Source organism: Brevibacillus parabrevis (assembly GCF_003710905.1).
Classification (GTDB): Bacteria; Bacillota; Bacilli; order Brevibacillales; family Brevibacillaceae; genus Brevibacillus; species Brevibacillus parabrevis.
In genome coordinates, this window is the sequence record NZ_RHHV01000005.1 from 682,337 (window position 1) to 699,364 (window position 17,028).

The following is a 17,028-nucleotide window of genomic DNA, read 5'->3' on the forward strand; positions in this document are numbered from 1 at the left end:
GATGGCTTTTTGCGTTTTTTTCAAAAAGGAAACGTGATATGCAAGGTAACAGGTAAGGGAAATGCAATTATATTTCGATTTATTGCGACAAAATACGACAATTTTTTCCTGCGTCTTTTGGCAGTAGACATATAAGTGAAGTGGTCTTTTTTTCAGCCAAATGGACAAGAATCTGCATAAAAATCAAAAAAAATAAAGATTTGTCAAAGTGGGTCAGATTGCTCAGGTGAAAAAATGATTTTGATCATGAAGGATTTTCTGTCGAAAGAATTTTTTTGGCTATAACCAAAAAACATGTAATAATTGTGAATAGTCGGAACTGGGGGTTTCTATCATAGTCCGGCAAAAAAATAGATAGAAAAAGAGGGTGAACGGCAGTGAAGAAAAGCAAGAAGCTATTATCCATTTTATTTTCATCATCGCTCGTGCTAACCGCATTTGCGGCGGTACCCGCTACGGGGTTGGCGAAATCGAAGGAGGACAAGCATAGCCTGGAGGTGGACTTGTCCACGGTCAACATCGACCGGCTGGTCAAAGGTTTGATTGAGCAAGGGATCATTGATGAGGATGCCGATCAGGATGAAATCAATGAAGCTTTGGAGGATTACCTCAAAGACAAGAAAGTGCCGCATGGTGTAGACGAATCCTCTTCCTTCGGGAAAAAGGCGACGAAATCCCAGCTGGCGGCTTTGTCGGATGCAGCGCAACGAGTTACGGAGATTGAAGATGAAGAAGAATTGCGCGCTTCGAAAAGAGTACATACAGACAATATCGTGATCGCGCTGGTTGAGTTTTCCGATCGCGAACACAACGAACTGCCTAAAATGAACGATACGCTCTGGACAGCGGATTTCAACGAAAAGCACTACAAGGAAATGCTGTTCAATCAAAAAGGATACGAGACGCCAGAAGGCACCAGCATGACGACCATGGCGGAATACTACTACTTGCAATCCGGCCGAAGCTGGACGGTAGACGGGGTAGTCACTCCGTGGCAAATGGCTGAGAAAAGCTACAAGTATTATGGCGAAAACAACTCCGGCGGCAGCGATTCCGCTCCGCGCGACTTGGTCGTGGAAACGCTTGACGCAGTAGGAGAGGCAATCGCAGGCAAAGAAGACGAGTACGACCAACGCGACCCGTACGATTTGGATGGCGACGGGGATTTGATGGAGCCGGATGGCATGTTGGACAACCTGATGCTTGTTCACGCAGGGATCGGGGAGGAAACAGGGGAAGATGCAGACGCAATCTGGTCGCATCGCTGGACTTTGAAAAAGCCGGTGGAAATCCCAGGCACCAGCCTGAAAGCTTTTGACTACATGATCCAGCCAGAAGACGGCGCGCCAGGCGTATTCGCTCACGAATACGGGCACAACCTCGGCTTGCCAGACTTGTATGACACAAGCAAGCAAGGGCACGATTCCCCAGTAGGGGCTTGGTCCTTGATGTCGTCCGGAAGCCATACCGGCCAAATTTTCCAAACGCAACCGACCGGAATGGACCCTTGGTCTAAAATGATGCTGCAACAAATGTACGGCGGCAAATGGATCTCGCCGCGCGTGCTTGACTACAAAGATTTGGAAAACAAGAAAAAGACAGTCAGCCTGGTTGACGCTTCCAGCCTGGAAATGGGCGGAAAAGTCATCAAGCTCAACATGCCGCAAGTAGAAAAAGAGCCACCGATTCAGCCAAAAGATGGGGACTACTCCTACTTCTCTGACGAGGGTGACAATCTCGATACCAAAATGGTTTCGGACGTCATTGACTTGAGCGGAGTAAGCTCGGCTTCCATGAGCTTTGATTCTTGGAGAGCGATTGAAACCGACTACGACTTCCTGTACGTCAATGTGATTGATGAAAATACCGGGGAAAGCAAAGAAGTAGAAGTGTTCGACGATGTAACAAAAGGCTGGGATCACGAAAAAATCAGCCTGAACGATTTTGCCGGCAAGAAAATTCGCGTTGAGTTCAACTACAAGACAGATGGCGGCTTGGCTATGGCTGGCTTCTATCTCGACAACTTTGAAGTTGAAGGAGACGGACAGGTTATTTTCGAGGATGACGCAGAAGGCGAACCGAAGTTCAAGCTGGACGGCTTCCAGCACTTTGATGGAAAAGGCAAAATGTACGACACGTACTACCTGATCGAGCTGCGTTCTCACGAAGGCGTAGACGCTGGATTGAAGTATTTCCGTCGCAACGATACGTTCTTCACTTACGATCCAGGTATGGTGATCTGGTACTACGACGGCCGTTACGGCAAAACGCAGGACAACAACACAAGCCAGCATCCAGGCTACGGCATGCTCGGCGTAGTCGATGCGCATCAAGAAGTGCGCTACTGGAACAACGACGAAGGAAACAAAGACGCGATCGCAGACTCCCGCTACCAGGTGAACGATGCGGCATTCAGCCCGAACAAAACATCTGGCATGGATCTCGATTACATTTACGGCACGATGGATTATGAGCCGCTCGCTGGAGTAACGACATTCGACGACGGCGACGACTACACGATGTCGGAAGTGCCGGAAATCGGTAAAATCCTTCCTGAGATCGGACTGCAAATCAAGCTGAAACGGGTATCCAAGAAGTTTACCGAAGGAACCGTTGAGCTGTCTGTGAAAAAGTAAGAAGCAAAGAGCAAGACGCCCGCAAGCCACGAGTTGGCAGCGGGCGTCTTTTTGCATGCCGTAGACAAACAGACGGAAAAACATGTCCTGAAACGAATGCGCGATCTCGGATCGCTCGTCTTTCCGATAAGCGACACCTGCTTCCAGGCGAATGCTCACGTCCGCGAGGGGGCGGCAGACAACGGATTTTCCCCCGTGCAAAGGCAATTCCGGCTGTTTACTGGTCTAAGCCTGCCTCTGGTGCAATAGGTTATAACAACGAACGACAAGCTGCCCGCAGGAAATCGCGCGAAAGAAAGACAACCTTTGCACAGGCCGACAGAAAAACCCGCGCCAGGCAGCAAGGGGGGATTGTTCATGCTGCACATCGTTGCCTGTATCAAGCAAGTACCGGATACGAAGATCATCAAGATGAATCCGAAGACAAACACGATGGATCGCGCCAGTGCGCCTGCGATCCTCAACCCGTATGACGCGCATGCAGTAGAGGAAGCCGTCCGTCTGAAACAGCGTTATGGCGGCGTGGTTTCTGTGGTGACGATGGGGCCGCCGCCAGCCGTAAAAGCGATTCGCAAATGCATCGAGATCGGCGCAGACGCGGGTTATTTGGTGACGGACCGCGCATTTGCCGGAGCAGACACGCTGGCGACGAGCTATGCGATCACGAAGGCGATTGAAAAAATCGCTGAGGAGCATCCGGTTGACCTCGTCATCTGCGGAAAGATGACGATTGACGGAGATACGGGACAGGTCGGGCCGGGAGTTGCCAGACGGCTGGATATTCCCCCGCTGACCAATGTGAAAAAGGTAGTGGAAGTGAACAAGGAACAAGGCTATGCCATCGTTCACCGCAAGCTGGAAGACGGTCATGAGGTTGTCCAGTCGACGCTGCCTTGTCTTTTTTCCGTGGAAAAGGAAATCAACGAGGTGCCGTATTCTCCTCTGCCCAACATGCTGCGGGCGGCCAGGTACAATCCGGTTGTCTGGTCTGTGAACGATCTGGGCGATATTGACCGGACTTTGCTTGGATTGAAAGGCTCGCCGACTATCGTCGCAAAAGTATGGCCGCCGGAAAAGCCGAAGGGCGGAGAAATGCTGGAGGGAACAGCGACAGAGCAAGTGGAGCGCTTGATGGACATCCTCCGGGAGAAACAGGGATTGTTTCGTGTGAAGGAGGGACAGTCATGAATCTGGAGGAGTATCGCGGCATCTGGGTCTATCTGGAGGCGCGGGATGGACAGATTGCGCCCGTATCGCTGGAGCTTTTGGGAGCAGGGCGGCAAATGGCGGACAAACGCGGCGTGCCGCTGGCGGGACTTTTAATCGGAGATGGCGTGGAGGAGCTGGCGCAAACGGCTTTTCCGTACGGGGCGGATCAGGTGTACGTCTACGATCAGCGCATTTTTGCCGACTACCGCACGGAGTCGTACATGCGCGCTGTCATCGAGTGTGTGGAGAAGCACAAGCCGGAAATCATTTTGTACGGGGCGACCACGACAGGAAAAGACTTGGCGAGCGCGGTAGCTACCGACTTGCAGACGGGGCTGACCGCTGACACGACGATGCTGGATGTCAATGCGGAGACAGGACTGCTGGAAGCGAGCCGACCTGCTTTTGGCGGGAACATTATGGCGACGATTTTATGCAAAAAGCATCGGCCGCAAATGGCGACGGTGCGCCCGAAAGTCATGAAAGCACTGGAAGCGGATCAGACGCGGACGGGCGAAGTCATCAAGGAGAGCATCAAGCTTGCAGAGGAAGACATTCGCACCAAAGTGTTGAAAATCGTGCGGGAAACGAGAGAAAAGGTCAGGCTGGATGAAGCCGATGTCATCGTAGCTGGCGGGAAAGGGCTGGGCAGCAAGGAAGGGTTTCAGCTCATCCACCGTTTCGCGGAATCGATCGGAGCGACAGTTGGGGCGAGCAGGGATGCCGTCGAAGCGGGCTGGGTCGATCACGCGCATCAGGTGGGACAGACAGGGGTTACGGTTACGCCGAAAATTTATTTTGCCATCGGCATTTCCGGGGCGATCCAGCATCTGGTCGGCATGCGCAATTCCGGGCTGATCATCGCGATCAACAAAGACCCGAATGCCCTGATCTTCCAGGCGTGTCACTACGGCATTGTGGGCGACGCTTTTGAGATCGTGCCATTGCTGATGAAAGCGTTCCAAAAGGAGCCGGACAGGGAGGTTACGTATGGCTGAAAAATTTGACGTGATTGTCGTCGGGGCAGGTCCGGCCGGAACAGCCTGTGCTTACACGCTAGCGAAGGCTGGTGTCAGTGTGCTGTTGATGGAAAGAGGCGAATATCCCGGCTCCAAAAATGTGATGGGCGGGGTGTTGTATCGCAAGACGATGGAGGATATCATCCCGGGCTTTTACAAGGAGGCTCCGGTCGAGCGGCCGATCGTGGAGCAGCGCTTTATGATGCTCGATAAAGAATCGGCGCTCAATTTCAGCTACAAAGGCATGGAATGGGCGCAGGAGCCGTACAACAACTTCACGGTGCTCAGAGCCAAGTTCGACCAGTGGTTTGCCGATAAAGCGGTGCAGGAAGGCGCGCTTTTGCTGAATGAGACAGTGGCGTTATCCTGTATTGTCGAGGACGGCAAGGTCGTCGGGATCAAGACTGACCGACCGGACGGCGATGTTTACGCCGATGTGGTCGTCCTCGCTGACGGGGTCAATTCGTTGTTGGCAAAATCGCTCGGCTTCCACAAGGAGTTTCGCCCTGACGAGGTTGCGCTGGCTGTGATGGAAGTATTGAAGCTGGATCGCAAAATCATCGAGGACCGCTTTAATCTGGAGGGCGATCACGGCTGTACGATCGAGATTTTTGGAGACTCGACCAAGGGAATACTGGGCACAGCCTGGCTCTATACGAACAAGGACAGCCTGAACATCGGCGTGGGCACGATGCTGTCCGGGCTGATCAAGCATAAGCTCAAGCCGTATGAGCTGCTGGATTACGTCAAGAACCATCCGATGATCCGCCCCTATATACAAGGCTGCGAGCAGCAGGAGTATTTGGCGCACCTGATCCCGGAAGGCGGCTATCGCTCGATGCCAAAAGTCGTCGGAAACGGCGTCATCGTCGTGGGAGACGCGGCACAGCTCGTCAACGCGATTCACCGGGAAGGCTCGAACATGGCGATGGCTTCGGGGGTAATGGCTGCCGAGACGATTATGCAGGCAAGAGAGGCGAACGACTTCTCGGAAAAAATGCTCATGCCGTACCGCGACAGCCTGTTGAACAGCTTCGTCGGTCAGGATTTGAAAAAGTACAAGGATGCTACACACCATTTTGAAAAGTTCCCGCAATATTTTGAGCAGTACATCCCGCTGATGAACAAGGCAGCCAGCCAAATGTTCACGGTGGACGGAAGCTCGAAGTGGAACAAGCAGAAAAAAATATGGAGCGATCTGGGCAGCGCCAAGGACAAGTGGAAAATGGCGCGCGATCTGATGAATGCATGGAGGGTGATGAAGTGATGACGCAAATACCCAAAGGGCAATCGATCGAAGAGAAGCAGTATCTCGTTCGCTTCAAGGCAGATACGCAATCGCACCTGCACGTATTGAGCGCGGATGTGTGCGCGTCGCAATGCCCGGATAAGCTCTGTACGATCTTCTGTCCGGCGGAGGTTTACAAATGGGAAGAAGTGCGGATGCATGTGGGCTACGAGGGCTGCCACGAGTGCGGGAGCTGTCGCATCGGCTGTCCGCACGAAAACATCCGGTGGGAATACCCGAAGGGCGGCCACGGAATCATTTTCAGACTCGGATAATGGGCGGGCGATCTCCGGTGATCCAAGTGGGTGATCTGGTCGTATTTGTGAAGGATGGAGCCAAAGGTGTCGTCATCAGCATCGAGGAAGAACGGTGTCAAGTTTTGTGGGAGGATGATTTTGTCAGTTGGGAGCAGCGCGAATGCTTGCTGGTCGCCAAAAAGGAACAGCCAGAACAGCGGGGGAGATGACCCGGCGTTCTGGCTGTTTTTCCTCTGTGGGTGAATTGTGTTTATTCAAGGCGGAAGGGGCGTGGAAAAGCTCTGGCCCCCCAAATGCGATAACAACCGAGTGCAGGTTGGGGCGAAGATAAGGAAACGATGAGGTAAGCGGCTTCCGTGTAGTGGGCGTAAGCGATGTCCTCGGTGGATGGAACGGGCGGAGCGGTTGGATGGGAATGGTAAATCCCGACCAGATTCTCGCCGCGCATGGCCATTTTATTTAGCACCTTCTGAATTTGCCGTGTGCTCATGGCAAAAGCATCGGGGCGTTTCAGGACGTTTTCCATCCGCCAAATGGTCTGGGCGCTGTTGCCCCTTCCGGAAAGCAATCCGCATGCCTCATACGGTTTTTCTTCTTGGCAATGTCGAACCATTTCGTCCCACACAGATCGGGTCATGGAAAAGGGTGTTTCGGTTGTATTAGCCTTGCCAACGTCTGCCGCAGCATCCTCCGGTTGTTTTGGATTGGACAAAGGGTTTCACGTTGTGCACAGGCCCGGATTTTGGCAGTGGCGATGGCGGCATCCCCAGCGGACGCATGCCTTGGCGAACAGGGCGTTGCTGACGCTGATTGTAAAGTGCGCGGAGTTGATCTGGTGTCATGGATTTCCCTCCCTTTCTGTACTGTACTATGTTTTATTCAGCGAGCTGTCGAGTGGTAACGGCGATCGCACATTGCAACTGGTCACTTGAACGGGTTGAATGTGTTTCCTTGCTGCGTATGCGGCGGCATCTTGAACGAGATTGGGCTGGAAGCAGGGATGTTGTTGTTTGCGTTGCCGTTCATGTTGCCGTTCATGTGGCCGTTCATGGACGAAGAAGTGCTGTGCGGCAGTTGGCTCAACGTCTTGTTTGCCCGCGCTTCTTTTTGGCTGAAATCTTTTATGGCTTGTCTGTACTTCTCCTCTTTCTCCTGATGCTCCTTGACCAACTGTTTTAGTCCGGCGACTGTCTTTTTCAAGACAAGCTCCTGGGTAGTGATTTGCTCCAGTTGTTTTTCTTTTTCTTTGAGCTGTTGCTTGAAGGAGTGAATCGTGTCTTCCAGGCGTTTGTTCCAGCTGCTTTCATCCGTCTGTTGCAAAGTCAGCTTGTCTTCGGCGGCCCGCAGCTGCTTCTGGATCGCGGACAAGTTTGCGTTTGCTTCGGTTAGCTGTTTTTGCGCGTCGTCGAGCTGTTGTTGTTTTGCGGTCAGGCGCGCTTCCAGTTCTTTCGTTGCTTCCAGCTGTTGGGAAGCGGTGTTTAGCTGCTGAACGAGCGAAAGGTGCTTGTCGTTCAATTGCTCATACGATTGGCGACTCGTTTGCAGTTCGCTGCTCTTTTGTTCCAATTCTTGCTTCAACTGCTGCTCCTGTTGCTCCAATCGGGCGATCGCTGCTTCCAGCTGTTGCTGCTTGGTCAGCAGCTGTACTTCCTGCTCGCGAGCGGCATGGAGTTGCTGGGAAGTAACGTCGAACAGGGAAGTTGTGCTTTGCAGTTGGGTTTTTGTTTCGTCCAGTTGTTTGGTCGCCTCGGCGAGTTGTTGCGCAGAACTGTTAAGCTGCTGAAGCGTCTGGGTGTGCTTTTCGCCCAATTCGAGATAGTCGCGGTGGGCGTCTTGCAGTTCGGTATTTTTTTGTTCCAAAGCTTGTTGCCACAGTCGCTCTTGTTGCTCCCACTGGGCAATGCTTGCTTCGAGTTGTTGTTGCTTCGCGGTCAGCTGCGCTGCCTGCTCGCGAGCGGCTTGGAGTTGCTCTGTGGTGTCTTGCAGTTGTGCAGTTGTGCTTTCCAGTTGTTGCTGTGTTTCGCCGAGTTGTTGGGAAGATGCGTCCAGTTGGGAGCGGGTGTTTTGCAGTTCGGCTTGAGTATCTGCCAACTGTTGCTGTGCTTCGTCAAGCTGCTGGGAAGCTGTGTTCAACTGCTGAAGCGCTTGCTCGTGTTTTCCGCTCAGTTCGAGGTAGTCCTGATGAGCGCTATGCAGCTCGGCTGTTTTTTGTTCCAAAGCTTGCTGCCAGAAAACTTCCTGCTGCTCCCAGTCCGCGATGCTTGCCTGGAGCTGCTCCTGCCTCGCAACCAGCTGCGCCTTGGAGGCAAGGGCGCTTTCGAGCTGTCGGGAAGTGGCGTCAAGCTGCTGCGCAGTCGTGTCGAGTTGCTGAGTAGTCACGTCAAGTTGCTGCAAAGCGTCGTCAAGCTGCTCGGACTTGGCATCGAGCAGGGAAGTCGTGCTGTGCAGTTGAGCCGCCGTTTCCGCCAAAAGCTGGTTCGCTTCGACGAGTTGGGCGGAAGTGGTGTCAAGCTGCTGCGAAGTAGTGTCGAGTTGCTGAGTGGTCACGTCAAGTTGCTGTAAAGCGTCGTCAAGCTGCTCGGACTTGGCATCGAGCAGGGAAGTCGTGCTGTGCAGTTGAGCCGCCGTTTCCGCCAAAAGTTGGTTCGCTTCGCCGAGCTGAGCGGAGGTGGTGTCGAGCTGCTGCGAAGTAGTGTCGAGTTGCTGAGTGGTCACGTCAAGTTGCTGCAAAGCGTCGTCAAGCTGCTCGGACTTGGCATCGAGCAGGGAAGTCGTGGTTTGCAGTTGAGCAGCCGTTTCCGCCAAAAGCTGGTTCGCTTCGCCGAGCTGAGCGGAGGTGGTGTCGAGCTGCTGCGAAGTAGTGTCGAGTTGCTGAGTGGTCACGTCAAGTTGCTGCAAAGCGTCGTCAAGCTGCTCGGACTTGGCATCGAGCAGGAAAGTCGTGTTTTGCAGTTGAGCAGCCGTTTCCGCCAAAAGCTGGTTCGCTTCGCCGAGCTGAGCGGAAGTAGTGTCAAGCTGCTGCGCAGTCGTGTCGAGCTGCTTCGTGGTCACGTCAAGTTGCTGCAAAGCGTCGTCAAGCTGCTCGGATTTGGCATCGAGCAGGGAAGTCGTGGTTTGCAGTTGAGCCGCCGTTTCCGCCAAAAGTTGGTTCGCTTCGCCGAGCTGAGCGGAAGTAGTGTCAAGCTGCTGCGCAGTCGTGTCGAGTTGCTGCGTAGTCACGTCAAGTTGCTGCAAAGCGTCGTCGAGCTGCTCAGCCTTGGCATCGAGCTGTTGAGAGGTCGCGTCAAGCTGTTGAACCACCTGGTCGTGCTTCGCATTCCACTCGTGGGACAGGTGGAGCGCAGCTTGCACCTCAGCGTCTTTTTGCTCAAGCGCCTCGGTCCACACGATCTTTTGTTGCTCCCAATGCGTGACGGCTGCTTCGAGCTGTTGCTGTTGGGCGAGAAGCTGCGTCTCGTGTTCGCGAGCGGCATCGAGCTGGCGGGAAGCGGCGTCAAGCTGTTGTGTAGTTTGATCCAGTTGCCGGGAAGTCGCGTCAAGCTGTTGCGCAGTGTGATCCAGCTGCTGGGAGGCGGCGTCGAGTTGGGAAGTTGTGCTGTGCAGCCGGGCTGTGGTGTCTTCCAGTTGCTGATTTGTTTCGTCGAGTTGCTGTGCCGTTGTGCCCAGCTGTTGCAGCGTCTGATCGTGCCTTTCAATTAACGCCAAATAATCGTGATGAGCCGCGATCAGCTCAGCGTCTTTTTTCTCCAGGGCTTGCTGCAACGAAAGCTCCTGCTGTTCCCGCTGAACAAGGGCAGCTTCCAGCTGTTGCTGCTTCTCGACCAGCTCCTGCTCCAGAGCGCGGGCCGCGTCAAGCTGCTGGGAGGTAGCTTCCAGCTGGGCCGAGGCGTTTTGCAATTGTACGGTTGTCTCGTGCAGTTGCCGTGCGGTTTCATCTAAGTGCTGCTGTTTGAGCAAAAGCTGCGCTTCCAGATCGCGTGCAGCTTCCAGTTGCTGGGACGCGTTTGTCAGCTGTGCGGACGTGTCTTGCAAAAGTTGAGTCGTTTCTTGGAGTTGCAGGGAAGTTGTTTCCAGATTCTTGTTTGTCGCTTCCAACTGTTGGCGCTTGGTGTGCAGGTCTTGCTGGGATGCTTCCAGCTGCTCTTGCAAATGCTCCAGCTGGGAAAGCTGCTCCTGTTCCACGAGTTGGGCGCTTTCGTATTCGTCGTGCATATGCTCAAGCGCTCGTTTCCAGGAATTTTCCTGCTGCTCCAAATGGGTAATCGTTTCGAGCAACTGCTGGCGTTCTGCAAGCAGCTCCTCGATCTTGTCACGCTGTTGTTGCTGCTGCTCATGCAACTGGGTGTTGACCTGCTCCGACGAGGCGATCAGCTGTGCCAGTTCTGCTTCTTTTCGTCTCGCTTCCTCCAGCTGCTGCTGTGCGTGCTCGCTGGCGGACTCATATGATTTCAGCTTCGCCAGGCTTTGCTCCCACTCCGCTTCCTTTTTCTCAAAGTGATCCAGCCTGCGCTGCAATAGTTCGATACGCTCCCGCAAAGTGGCTTCCATGGCCTCATGCTTGGAAATGGCTTCCGCGAGCTTGGGGGATGTTTCATGCTCGTGCAGCTCGCTCCGCAGCTCATCTACCGTTCGCTTCAGCTTGCCCTCCCGATCTTTGTAGACCGAAATGGCTTTTTCGCGCTGCTGGAGAAGGTTCTGGTAGTGGTCCAGTTTCGCTTCCAGATCGCTGAGCAGCTTCTGCGACTGATCCGTGTACTGCTGCCATTCATTTGCTTTTTGGTCCAGATCGGCGAGGGTCTGGTGCAGTTCCTCCAGCTGTGCCCGGTATTCCTGGTTTTCCAGGCTGGTTGCTTCTATCTTTTCCTCAAGCTCCATCACTCTCATGCCCAGTTGGTTAGCTTTGTCCTCGTAGTAGTACGCCTGTTTTTTCAGCAAAAGGAACTTCTCGTTCCCTGCTTTTGGCTTGCTTGTGCTGGAGGTTCTTTTTTTAAGCACAGTGTTGTCCTCCTTTTTTGCGTAAGGTTATCCTCTATAGACATATGTAATGGTCGGCATTTGGTGCCTGTATCCCGATGCGGCCAATCTGGCGGCAAAAGAAACGAAAAAAGGGAGAAGACAAAGTCTTCTCCCGGTGGAAACACCAGTATAGTTTGCAGGAAGCAGGAAGCTTACGGCGTGGTGATGACGATGTCTCCGAATGTGACGCAATCGCGCACCAGCAATTGCTCGTCGGGAACGATGGTGAGGTTGGCAGAGAAGACGAGGATGCCGTTTGCATCTGTCAGTGTCAGGATGATCACGTCTGGCAGACCGAGTGCTGTTTCGGCCAGAGTCAAGGAGTAGGTCATGAACTCTTGCGCTCCGGTTGCTGTGAAGGTTCTCACGCCGGTACCGGATACGACCAGACCAGTGATCAGATCCAGACCTGGCAGCACGGTAATGCACGTAGGCGAACTGATCGAGGTAGGCGAGAAGCTGAAGCTTTGGTCGCCCAACAGGTCAGTCAAGACTGTATCGAAGAAATTAAAGGTGAACGAGCTGCTGGATGGATCGCAGCTTGGGCAGATATCGGCGATGAGCTGGACTGTACCGACTGCGATTTCGAGTGGGATACCGATGCTGATCGATACGTTCGGGATCAGTGCGTTTACGGACGCCTGGCAATCGCAGTTGCGAACTGGGAAGATTGGCGGGCATTGTGGCGGGAATGTGATCGGCGGGCAACGGAAAGAAGGCGTTGGCGACGGTACAGGAATGTTGTTAGGACGCGGCGAGCAGAATTTGGCGAGCACTTCGAGTTTGACTTCCGCTTCTACCTGGATTTCCACGCACACAATGACATCCAGCTGAACCATGCCGCCGAGGAGTACGTTGCCTGTAGGGCTGCATTCCAGGGCGCTGATTCGGCAAACGATGTTGTCTTCGTCAAGCGGTTCAGGCAAGCACAGTACGACCTCCTGATCGAACTGTACCGTTGTCGTAAATTCGCAGAGTGGCGTTCCGTCTGCGAAAACGCGCACGATAACAGTGGCGCTGAACACGAAGCGGACAACACCTACGCGGACGGTTGTGCCGTTGACTGTGATGTTTTCGCGGCGAATGCTGACGACGCTGCAGCTAGGGCCAGGAGATACAGGCTCTACGCACGAGATGGAAATATCTTGCCCTGCACGAATAGCTGCGTCCACAAGTGCTCGACAATCGTCGGGAAGGGCAATCTTGTTCCGGTAGCTGTTAGCAAGAACGACCCAGTCGTACACCTTTTGAACGCGAATGCACTCTTCCTGAAGGTTGTTCGGAGTAGGAGGAGTAGCGGTCGGTGTTGGTGTAGGGAGCTGGCGACCCATAATGGGCTTCACAGGATGTTTCACCGTAAGAATCCTTCCTTTCCTAGGGGATTTGCTTTGCAGTTACATACTATGTGGGCAAGGGGAAATTTGCTTGTCAACGAATGCCCATTTTTTAGGTGAAAGACGGATTAAAACGGGATTTGAAATTGTTGGAAAAACCAGTTGTCATCGCGTTTTCTCTGGGCGAGGTAGCGGATGCGCTGGGCAGCTGCTCCAGATGTCAGCACGTCGTCTTCGATTTCGCTGGCATTTGCGTACACGATGAGCTTCTTCGTGGCTTCAATCCGCTGTTCGCTAAAATGGCTGTACGCCATCCGCAGCATATTGTAGTAGATGTGCTCATGCACCACTGTATAAGGATGAGTTTGCCTGAACAGATGACGAATTTTCACGGAAGGGTGGACAAAGCAGGTGAAGCCGAACAGCCACATTTTGATGGAAAACTCGATGTCTTCAAAGCCCCACACGCGGAACCCGCGATCGAATCCGCCGACCTTCATGAAAGCTTCTCGCGTGACAATAAAGCAGCCCCCTGGCAAAATCGCAATCGGAGCAGGCCGCTGCGGATTCGGATACCAGACGACGCCCAGCTTTTGATCAAGCTTTTGGCCGTAGCCGATTTTGTGCGGCTCTGTCATGGAGGCGATCCCCGGTGCGACGCCGTCCGCTTTTTTGGTGAGGATCAGCTCCAGCATGCGATCGATCCAGAAATTTTCAAAAGCGAGGTGCGCATCGCAAAAGATCAAAAACCTGCCCTGCGCGTGATCGACGCCCAAATTTCTCGCGGCGGCTGCTCCGATCCCTTCTGTCGTGATCAGCTTGATGTTTGACGGGTTTTCCTGATTGCGCAAAAAATGACAGCCATTATCAGTAGAAGCATCGTCGACCACGATGACTTCATAGGTCATATTGGTTCTCGCATTGACGAGAGAAGTAATCGTTGTGCGCACATTGTCTCCTTCGTTTTTGACAGGGATGATAATAGAGACCAATGGCGGTTGCTCGACGGACATATGACCACTCCTTTCTAGTAGCCATGGTATGCCGCACGTCAGGGGAGGGAACGCCCGCTGCCAAATTTGCTCACTCTTGGCACTAGGCATTCATACAATATCGCGGAGAGTCTAGATCGTGTCGTGAGGAGTGAAAAGGATGGACGTCGAGGTATATTACAGCGGGCAGCGTGGCGGGACCATGCCGTATGCGGCTCTGCCTGCTTTTCGATTGTTTTGCAAGCAAAACGGATTTCAATTGAAATGGGACCCGAAACAGAAGCGGATCGATCTCGATTCGGGCCTGAAAGGGAAAGTGTGCGTTCTTTTTACAGGCGGCCAAACGACGGAAACTGCCTACGAGTGGGATGTGCTGGGGAAAGTCCAGCGCTTCGTTTCTGATTATGGAATGGAAGTGGTGCTGACGAAAAACAACCTCAGCCTGGCGAAAAATACGGATGTTGCGATCCGCTTCAGCATGAAGGAACTGCGCTTGCTGGAAAAGCCGCGGCTGGTTTTATATCCGCACGAAAATGAGCGGCAGAGAGAGCTGATCCGCTGCTTGCAGCAAGAACTGAAGCAGACGGGGATAGCGTGCCAGCAAAAAGCGAGCAAAGCGCCCAAACAAGCGGGCGGAATCGTGCATATCCAGTTGCAAATTCCGATTCACACGGAAGTGTACAAAAGAAAAGCTTACGGCGAAAAAATAGCCTTCTATCTTGCTTCGGGCATTTTGGAATATTTTCAAAACGGCTTGCACATTCAGCCGCTTGCTTACCTTCCCCCGAACATATTGAAGCTGTTCTACTCCAGCGTCTGGTCGTCCGAGCAAAGTCAGCTGACCACAAGCACAAGCGACGATGAGGAATTGCTTGCAGAAGTGGAGGAGCTGCTTGACCAGGCAGATGAGCACGATTGCGAGCAAATCGAGAGCGAAGCTGGCGAGGAGCAAGCCGAGGCGCCAGTCATGACGGCACAGGCGGCGCTAGACGTTCAGGAGGAACAGACAGCAGTAGCGAGCCTGCAAAAGGCGGAACAGCCGCAGGCAGAGCAAGTGGTTCAGCAAGAGCAGGAAGTTGCTGCACACCTGGCAGAAGAGGTAGTCGCATCGCAGGAGCGAGAGCAACCACGGGAACCGCACGCAGCCGTCCTCCATATAGAAGAAGCAGCTCCCGAACAAACAGAGGAACAGGAACAGGAGCAAGAACAGGCTGTAGAAGCGCGCACAGCCGCAGAAGTGTTTTTTGACTACACATTGATTCACTCAGACTCCAATGAAAAACCGTATTTGCTAATAGGCACTCTGCAAGTCAAAAACACGGGAACAGAGGTGCTGTACAATCCGATCGTTTGCCTGCGGGTAAGCCCAGCCGATTCGATCAAGATGGGCGGGCAAATTTTGCCGCCGCGGCTGGTCGAGACATTGGCTGTGCAAGGCAGCAACGGCTTGAAAGGCTGGCGGTATCTTGATGACGACTGGTTTACCCAAGCGATGGAGCGCGGCGAATACTGGATTGCTCCGATCCAGCCTGTCGCGATCCCTCCGCAGTCAGCGGAAGCTTTTCAAAATTTCCAGGTGTCTTTTTTGAAGCAGGATTCGGGCAAGGCGATCGTTGTAGAAGGAGTCGTTCTCTGCAATGACCAATCCGTGCATTTTTCGGCGAACAACCGGATTGCTGTTTCGTTCTAGGCACAGGCAAAAAAAGCCACCATTTCGATAGCGAAATGATGGCTTTTACATTCAGCGAGCTTACTTTTTCAAAAACATTTGGACGAACGTTTTTCCGTAAGGGCCGCCATTGACTACAGCGATTCCCACATAGTCATACGTAGGGCTGAGGATGTTGGTCTTGTGGCCCGAAGAGTTCATGAACATTTGATGGGCACCGCTTACCGACGGATTTTGGGCAATGTTTTCAGCTGCCGCCATATAATTGATACCAAAGGTGTCCATCATCTGGAAAGGCGAACCGTACGTCGGAGAAGTGTGGCTGAAGTAGCCTTTGGTCACCATCTCCTGGGCTTTGACTCGCGCTACTTTGACCAGTTGCATATCGACCTGGTACGGCGCGAGTCCGCGGCTCGTGCGCTCCTGATTGACCAACTGGACCATTTCCTTTTCGTCAGCAGTCAAATCGGCTGGCAAAGGAACGGTCGTGCCAGTGCCCGGGTTTTGCGGTTTTTCCGGCTGTGTTGGCGTCACAGGCGGTGTCGGGGTTGGCGTTGGTGTCGGTGTCGGAGTTGGCTTCGGATTGTTCTTGTTGTTCTTGTACTGCTCCTCAATCGCCTTGTACGTTTTCGCGTCGGCTTCCCCGGTCAAAGTCTGCTTGTTGCGGGATTGAAACAGCATGACGGCAAAACGGGTAGAGTCATCATAAGTGCCTGTCGCAGTCACCTTGTAGCCGAGGTTGGCGAGCATGGCTTGCAAATCTTTGACGCGCTCACCTGTAGAGCCGAGTTTCAGGGTGACAGCTGGTTCGGCAGGCTTGCTTGGCGTCTCCGGTTTGGGAGCCGGTTTTGTCTTTTGCGCCTTGTACACTTTGTTCAGCTTGTCGTAAGTCGCTTTGTTCACAATTCCCGTTTGCTTGAGCTTGTACTTTTTCTGGAATTGCTTGACGTTGTACACGGTGTCGACGGTATAGAGCTTGTCTACTTTCAGCTTGTGGTCAAAATGCAGGGCATCGAGCATTTTCTCCACTTCGAGCACGCGTGCATTATTCATCCCCTTTTTCAGAGGGGTAAATGTTGTTTTTGCAAATGCAGGTTGTCCGATCATGGTGAAGGTGACGGACAGGGAAAGGATAGCTGCAATCTTCGAAATGTTGCGATTCATGTCATCACGCCTTTCTCTGGTTTGTCGCCCTCCAATGGTACCCGATATTGTTTGGGGAAAGAAACCACAAAATATTGGAAAGAGGGAAAATTCGATGTTTGGCATCTCGTGGATTGACCTGGTCATTCTCGTGCTGGCCAGCTTTCGCCTCACCCATTTGATTGTGTATGACGAGATCACGTCGTTTCTTCGCAACCCGTTTTTTACCGTCGTGTACGAGGCAGACGCGACCGGACAAATGAATCGGCAGTATCGTTTTAAAGGGGGAAAAATCCGCCGCTTTTTTGGCGAATTGCTCAGTTGCCACTGGTGCACGGGCATTTGGGTAGCTGTGGCGACAGTGGCGGTCTACGCGTATGTACCAGCCGCCTATCCCATCTTGTTGCTGCTGGCGATTGCAGGGGCGGCGGCTGTTCTGGAGACGAGGCTGTACATGTGAAGCAT

The 17,028-nt window shown here is 53.1% G+C and carries 15 protein-coding genes; 9 read left to right on the plus strand and 6 right to left on the minus strand.

Annotation, left to right across the window (positions count from 1 at the left end; all coding sequences use genetic code 11):
• Positions 1–377 precede the first annotated feature (377 nt).
• From EDM60_RS06505 to EDM60_RS28470, 7 genes are all read left to right on the plus strand, one after another.
• Entirely contained in the window at positions 378–2,636 is a 2,259-nt protein-coding gene (locus tag EDM60_RS06505) for an immune inhibitor A domain-containing protein (RefSeq protein ID WP_122963209.1), read from the plus strand.
• 51 nt (positions 2,637–2,687) lie between these two features.
• Complete coding sequence (locus EDM60_RS28365) at positions 2,688–2,885, plus strand: hypothetical protein (RefSeq protein ID WP_141254179.1); 198 nt, start codon at positions 2,688–2,690, stop codon at positions 2,883–2,885.
• Between the two features lie 108 nt (positions 2,886–2,993).
• The gene (locus tag EDM60_RS06510; RefSeq protein WP_122963210.1) at positions 2,994–3,824 is read left to right on the plus strand and encodes an electron transfer flavoprotein subunit beta/FixA family protein; all 831 of its coding nucleotides are present in this window, start codon (positions 2,994–2,996) and stop codon (positions 3,822–3,824) included.
• On the plus strand, positions 3,821–4,843 hold the full coding sequence (locus tag EDM60_RS06515; protein ID WP_122963211.1) for an electron transfer flavoprotein subunit alpha/FixB family protein: 1,023 nt from the start codon (positions 3,821–3,823) through the stop codon (positions 4,841–4,843). Before EDM60_RS06510 ends, EDM60_RS06515 begins: the two co-directional genes overlap by 4 nt.
• Complete coding sequence (locus tag EDM60_RS06520; RefSeq protein WP_122963212.1) at positions 4,836–6,131, plus strand: FAD-dependent oxidoreductase; 1,296 nt, start codon at positions 4,836–4,838, stop codon at positions 6,129–6,131. Before EDM60_RS06515 ends, EDM60_RS06520 begins: the two co-directional genes overlap by 8 nt.
• Entirely contained in the window at positions 6,131–6,427 is a 297-nt protein-coding gene (locus EDM60_RS06525) for a ferredoxin family protein (RefSeq protein ID WP_122963213.1), read from the plus strand. The genes EDM60_RS06520 and EDM60_RS06525 overlap by 1 nt, the downstream gene beginning before the upstream one ends.
• Before the next feature lie 17 nt (positions 6,428–6,444).
• Complete coding sequence (locus EDM60_RS28470) at positions 6,445–6,618, plus strand: hypothetical protein (protein WP_167470239.1); 174 nt, start codon at positions 6,445–6,447, stop codon at positions 6,616–6,618.
• 41 nt (positions 6,619–6,659) lie between these two features.
• Here the strand turns inward: EDM60_RS28470 and EDM60_RS06530 are convergent, their stop codons facing one another.
• The 5 genes from EDM60_RS06530 to EDM60_RS06545 form a co-directional block, all read right to left on the minus strand.
• Positions 6,660–7,046: a M67 family metallopeptidase gene (locus EDM60_RS06530; RefSeq protein ID WP_122963270.1), complete on the minus strand. Its 387-nt coding sequence runs from the start codon at positions 7,044–7,046 to the stop codon at positions 6,660–6,662.
• A gap of 22 nt (positions 7,047–7,068) precedes the next feature.
• Positions 7,069–7,251, minus strand: a complete 183-nt coding sequence (locus EDM60_RS28370) for a hypothetical protein (RefSeq protein WP_063227158.1) — start codon at positions 7,249–7,251, stop codon at positions 7,069–7,071.
• An 82-nt stretch (positions 7,252–7,333) separates the two neighbouring features.
• Positions 7,334–11,404, minus strand: coding sequence for a hypothetical protein (locus EDM60_RS06535; protein WP_122963214.1), 4,071 nt, complete (start codon positions 11,402–11,404; stop codon positions 7,334–7,336).
• A 173-nt stretch (positions 11,405–11,577) separates the two neighbouring features.
• Positions 11,578–12,780 (minus strand): BMQ_0737 family morphogenetic spore coat protein, encoded by a 1,203-nt coding sequence (locus EDM60_RS06540; RefSeq protein WP_122963215.1) that lies wholly within the window; start codon positions 12,778–12,780, stop codon positions 11,578–11,580.
• A 107-nt stretch (positions 12,781–12,887) separates the two neighbouring features.
• Positions 12,888–13,772 (minus strand): glycosyltransferase family 2 protein, encoded by an 885-nt coding sequence (locus EDM60_RS06545; RefSeq protein WP_122963216.1) that lies wholly within the window; start codon positions 13,770–13,772, stop codon positions 12,888–12,890.
• A 139-nt stretch (positions 13,773–13,911) separates the two neighbouring features.
• Between EDM60_RS06545 and EDM60_RS06550 the strand changes: the two genes are divergently transcribed.
• Positions 13,912–15,441, plus strand: coding sequence for a hypothetical protein (locus tag EDM60_RS06550; protein ID WP_122963217.1), 1,530 nt, complete (start codon positions 13,912–13,914; stop codon positions 15,439–15,441).
• 60 nt (positions 15,442–15,501) lie between these two features.
• Here the strand turns inward: EDM60_RS06550 and EDM60_RS06555 are convergent, their stop codons facing one another.
• Positions 15,502–16,584 carry a peptidoglycan-binding protein gene (locus tag EDM60_RS06555; RefSeq protein WP_122963218.1) on the minus strand — a complete coding sequence of 361 codons (1,083 nt, stop codon included), beginning with the start codon at positions 16,582–16,584 and terminating at the stop codon, positions 15,502–15,504.
• A 94-nt stretch (positions 16,585–16,678) separates the two neighbouring features.
• Here EDM60_RS06555 and EDM60_RS06560 point away from each other — a divergent pair, with 94 nt between their 5' ends.
• Positions 16,679–17,023, plus strand: a complete 345-nt coding sequence (locus tag EDM60_RS06560) for a DUF1360 domain-containing protein (protein ID WP_122963219.1) — start codon at positions 16,679–16,681, stop codon at positions 17,021–17,023.
• The last annotated feature ends 5 nt before the right edge of the window (positions 17,024–17,028 follow it).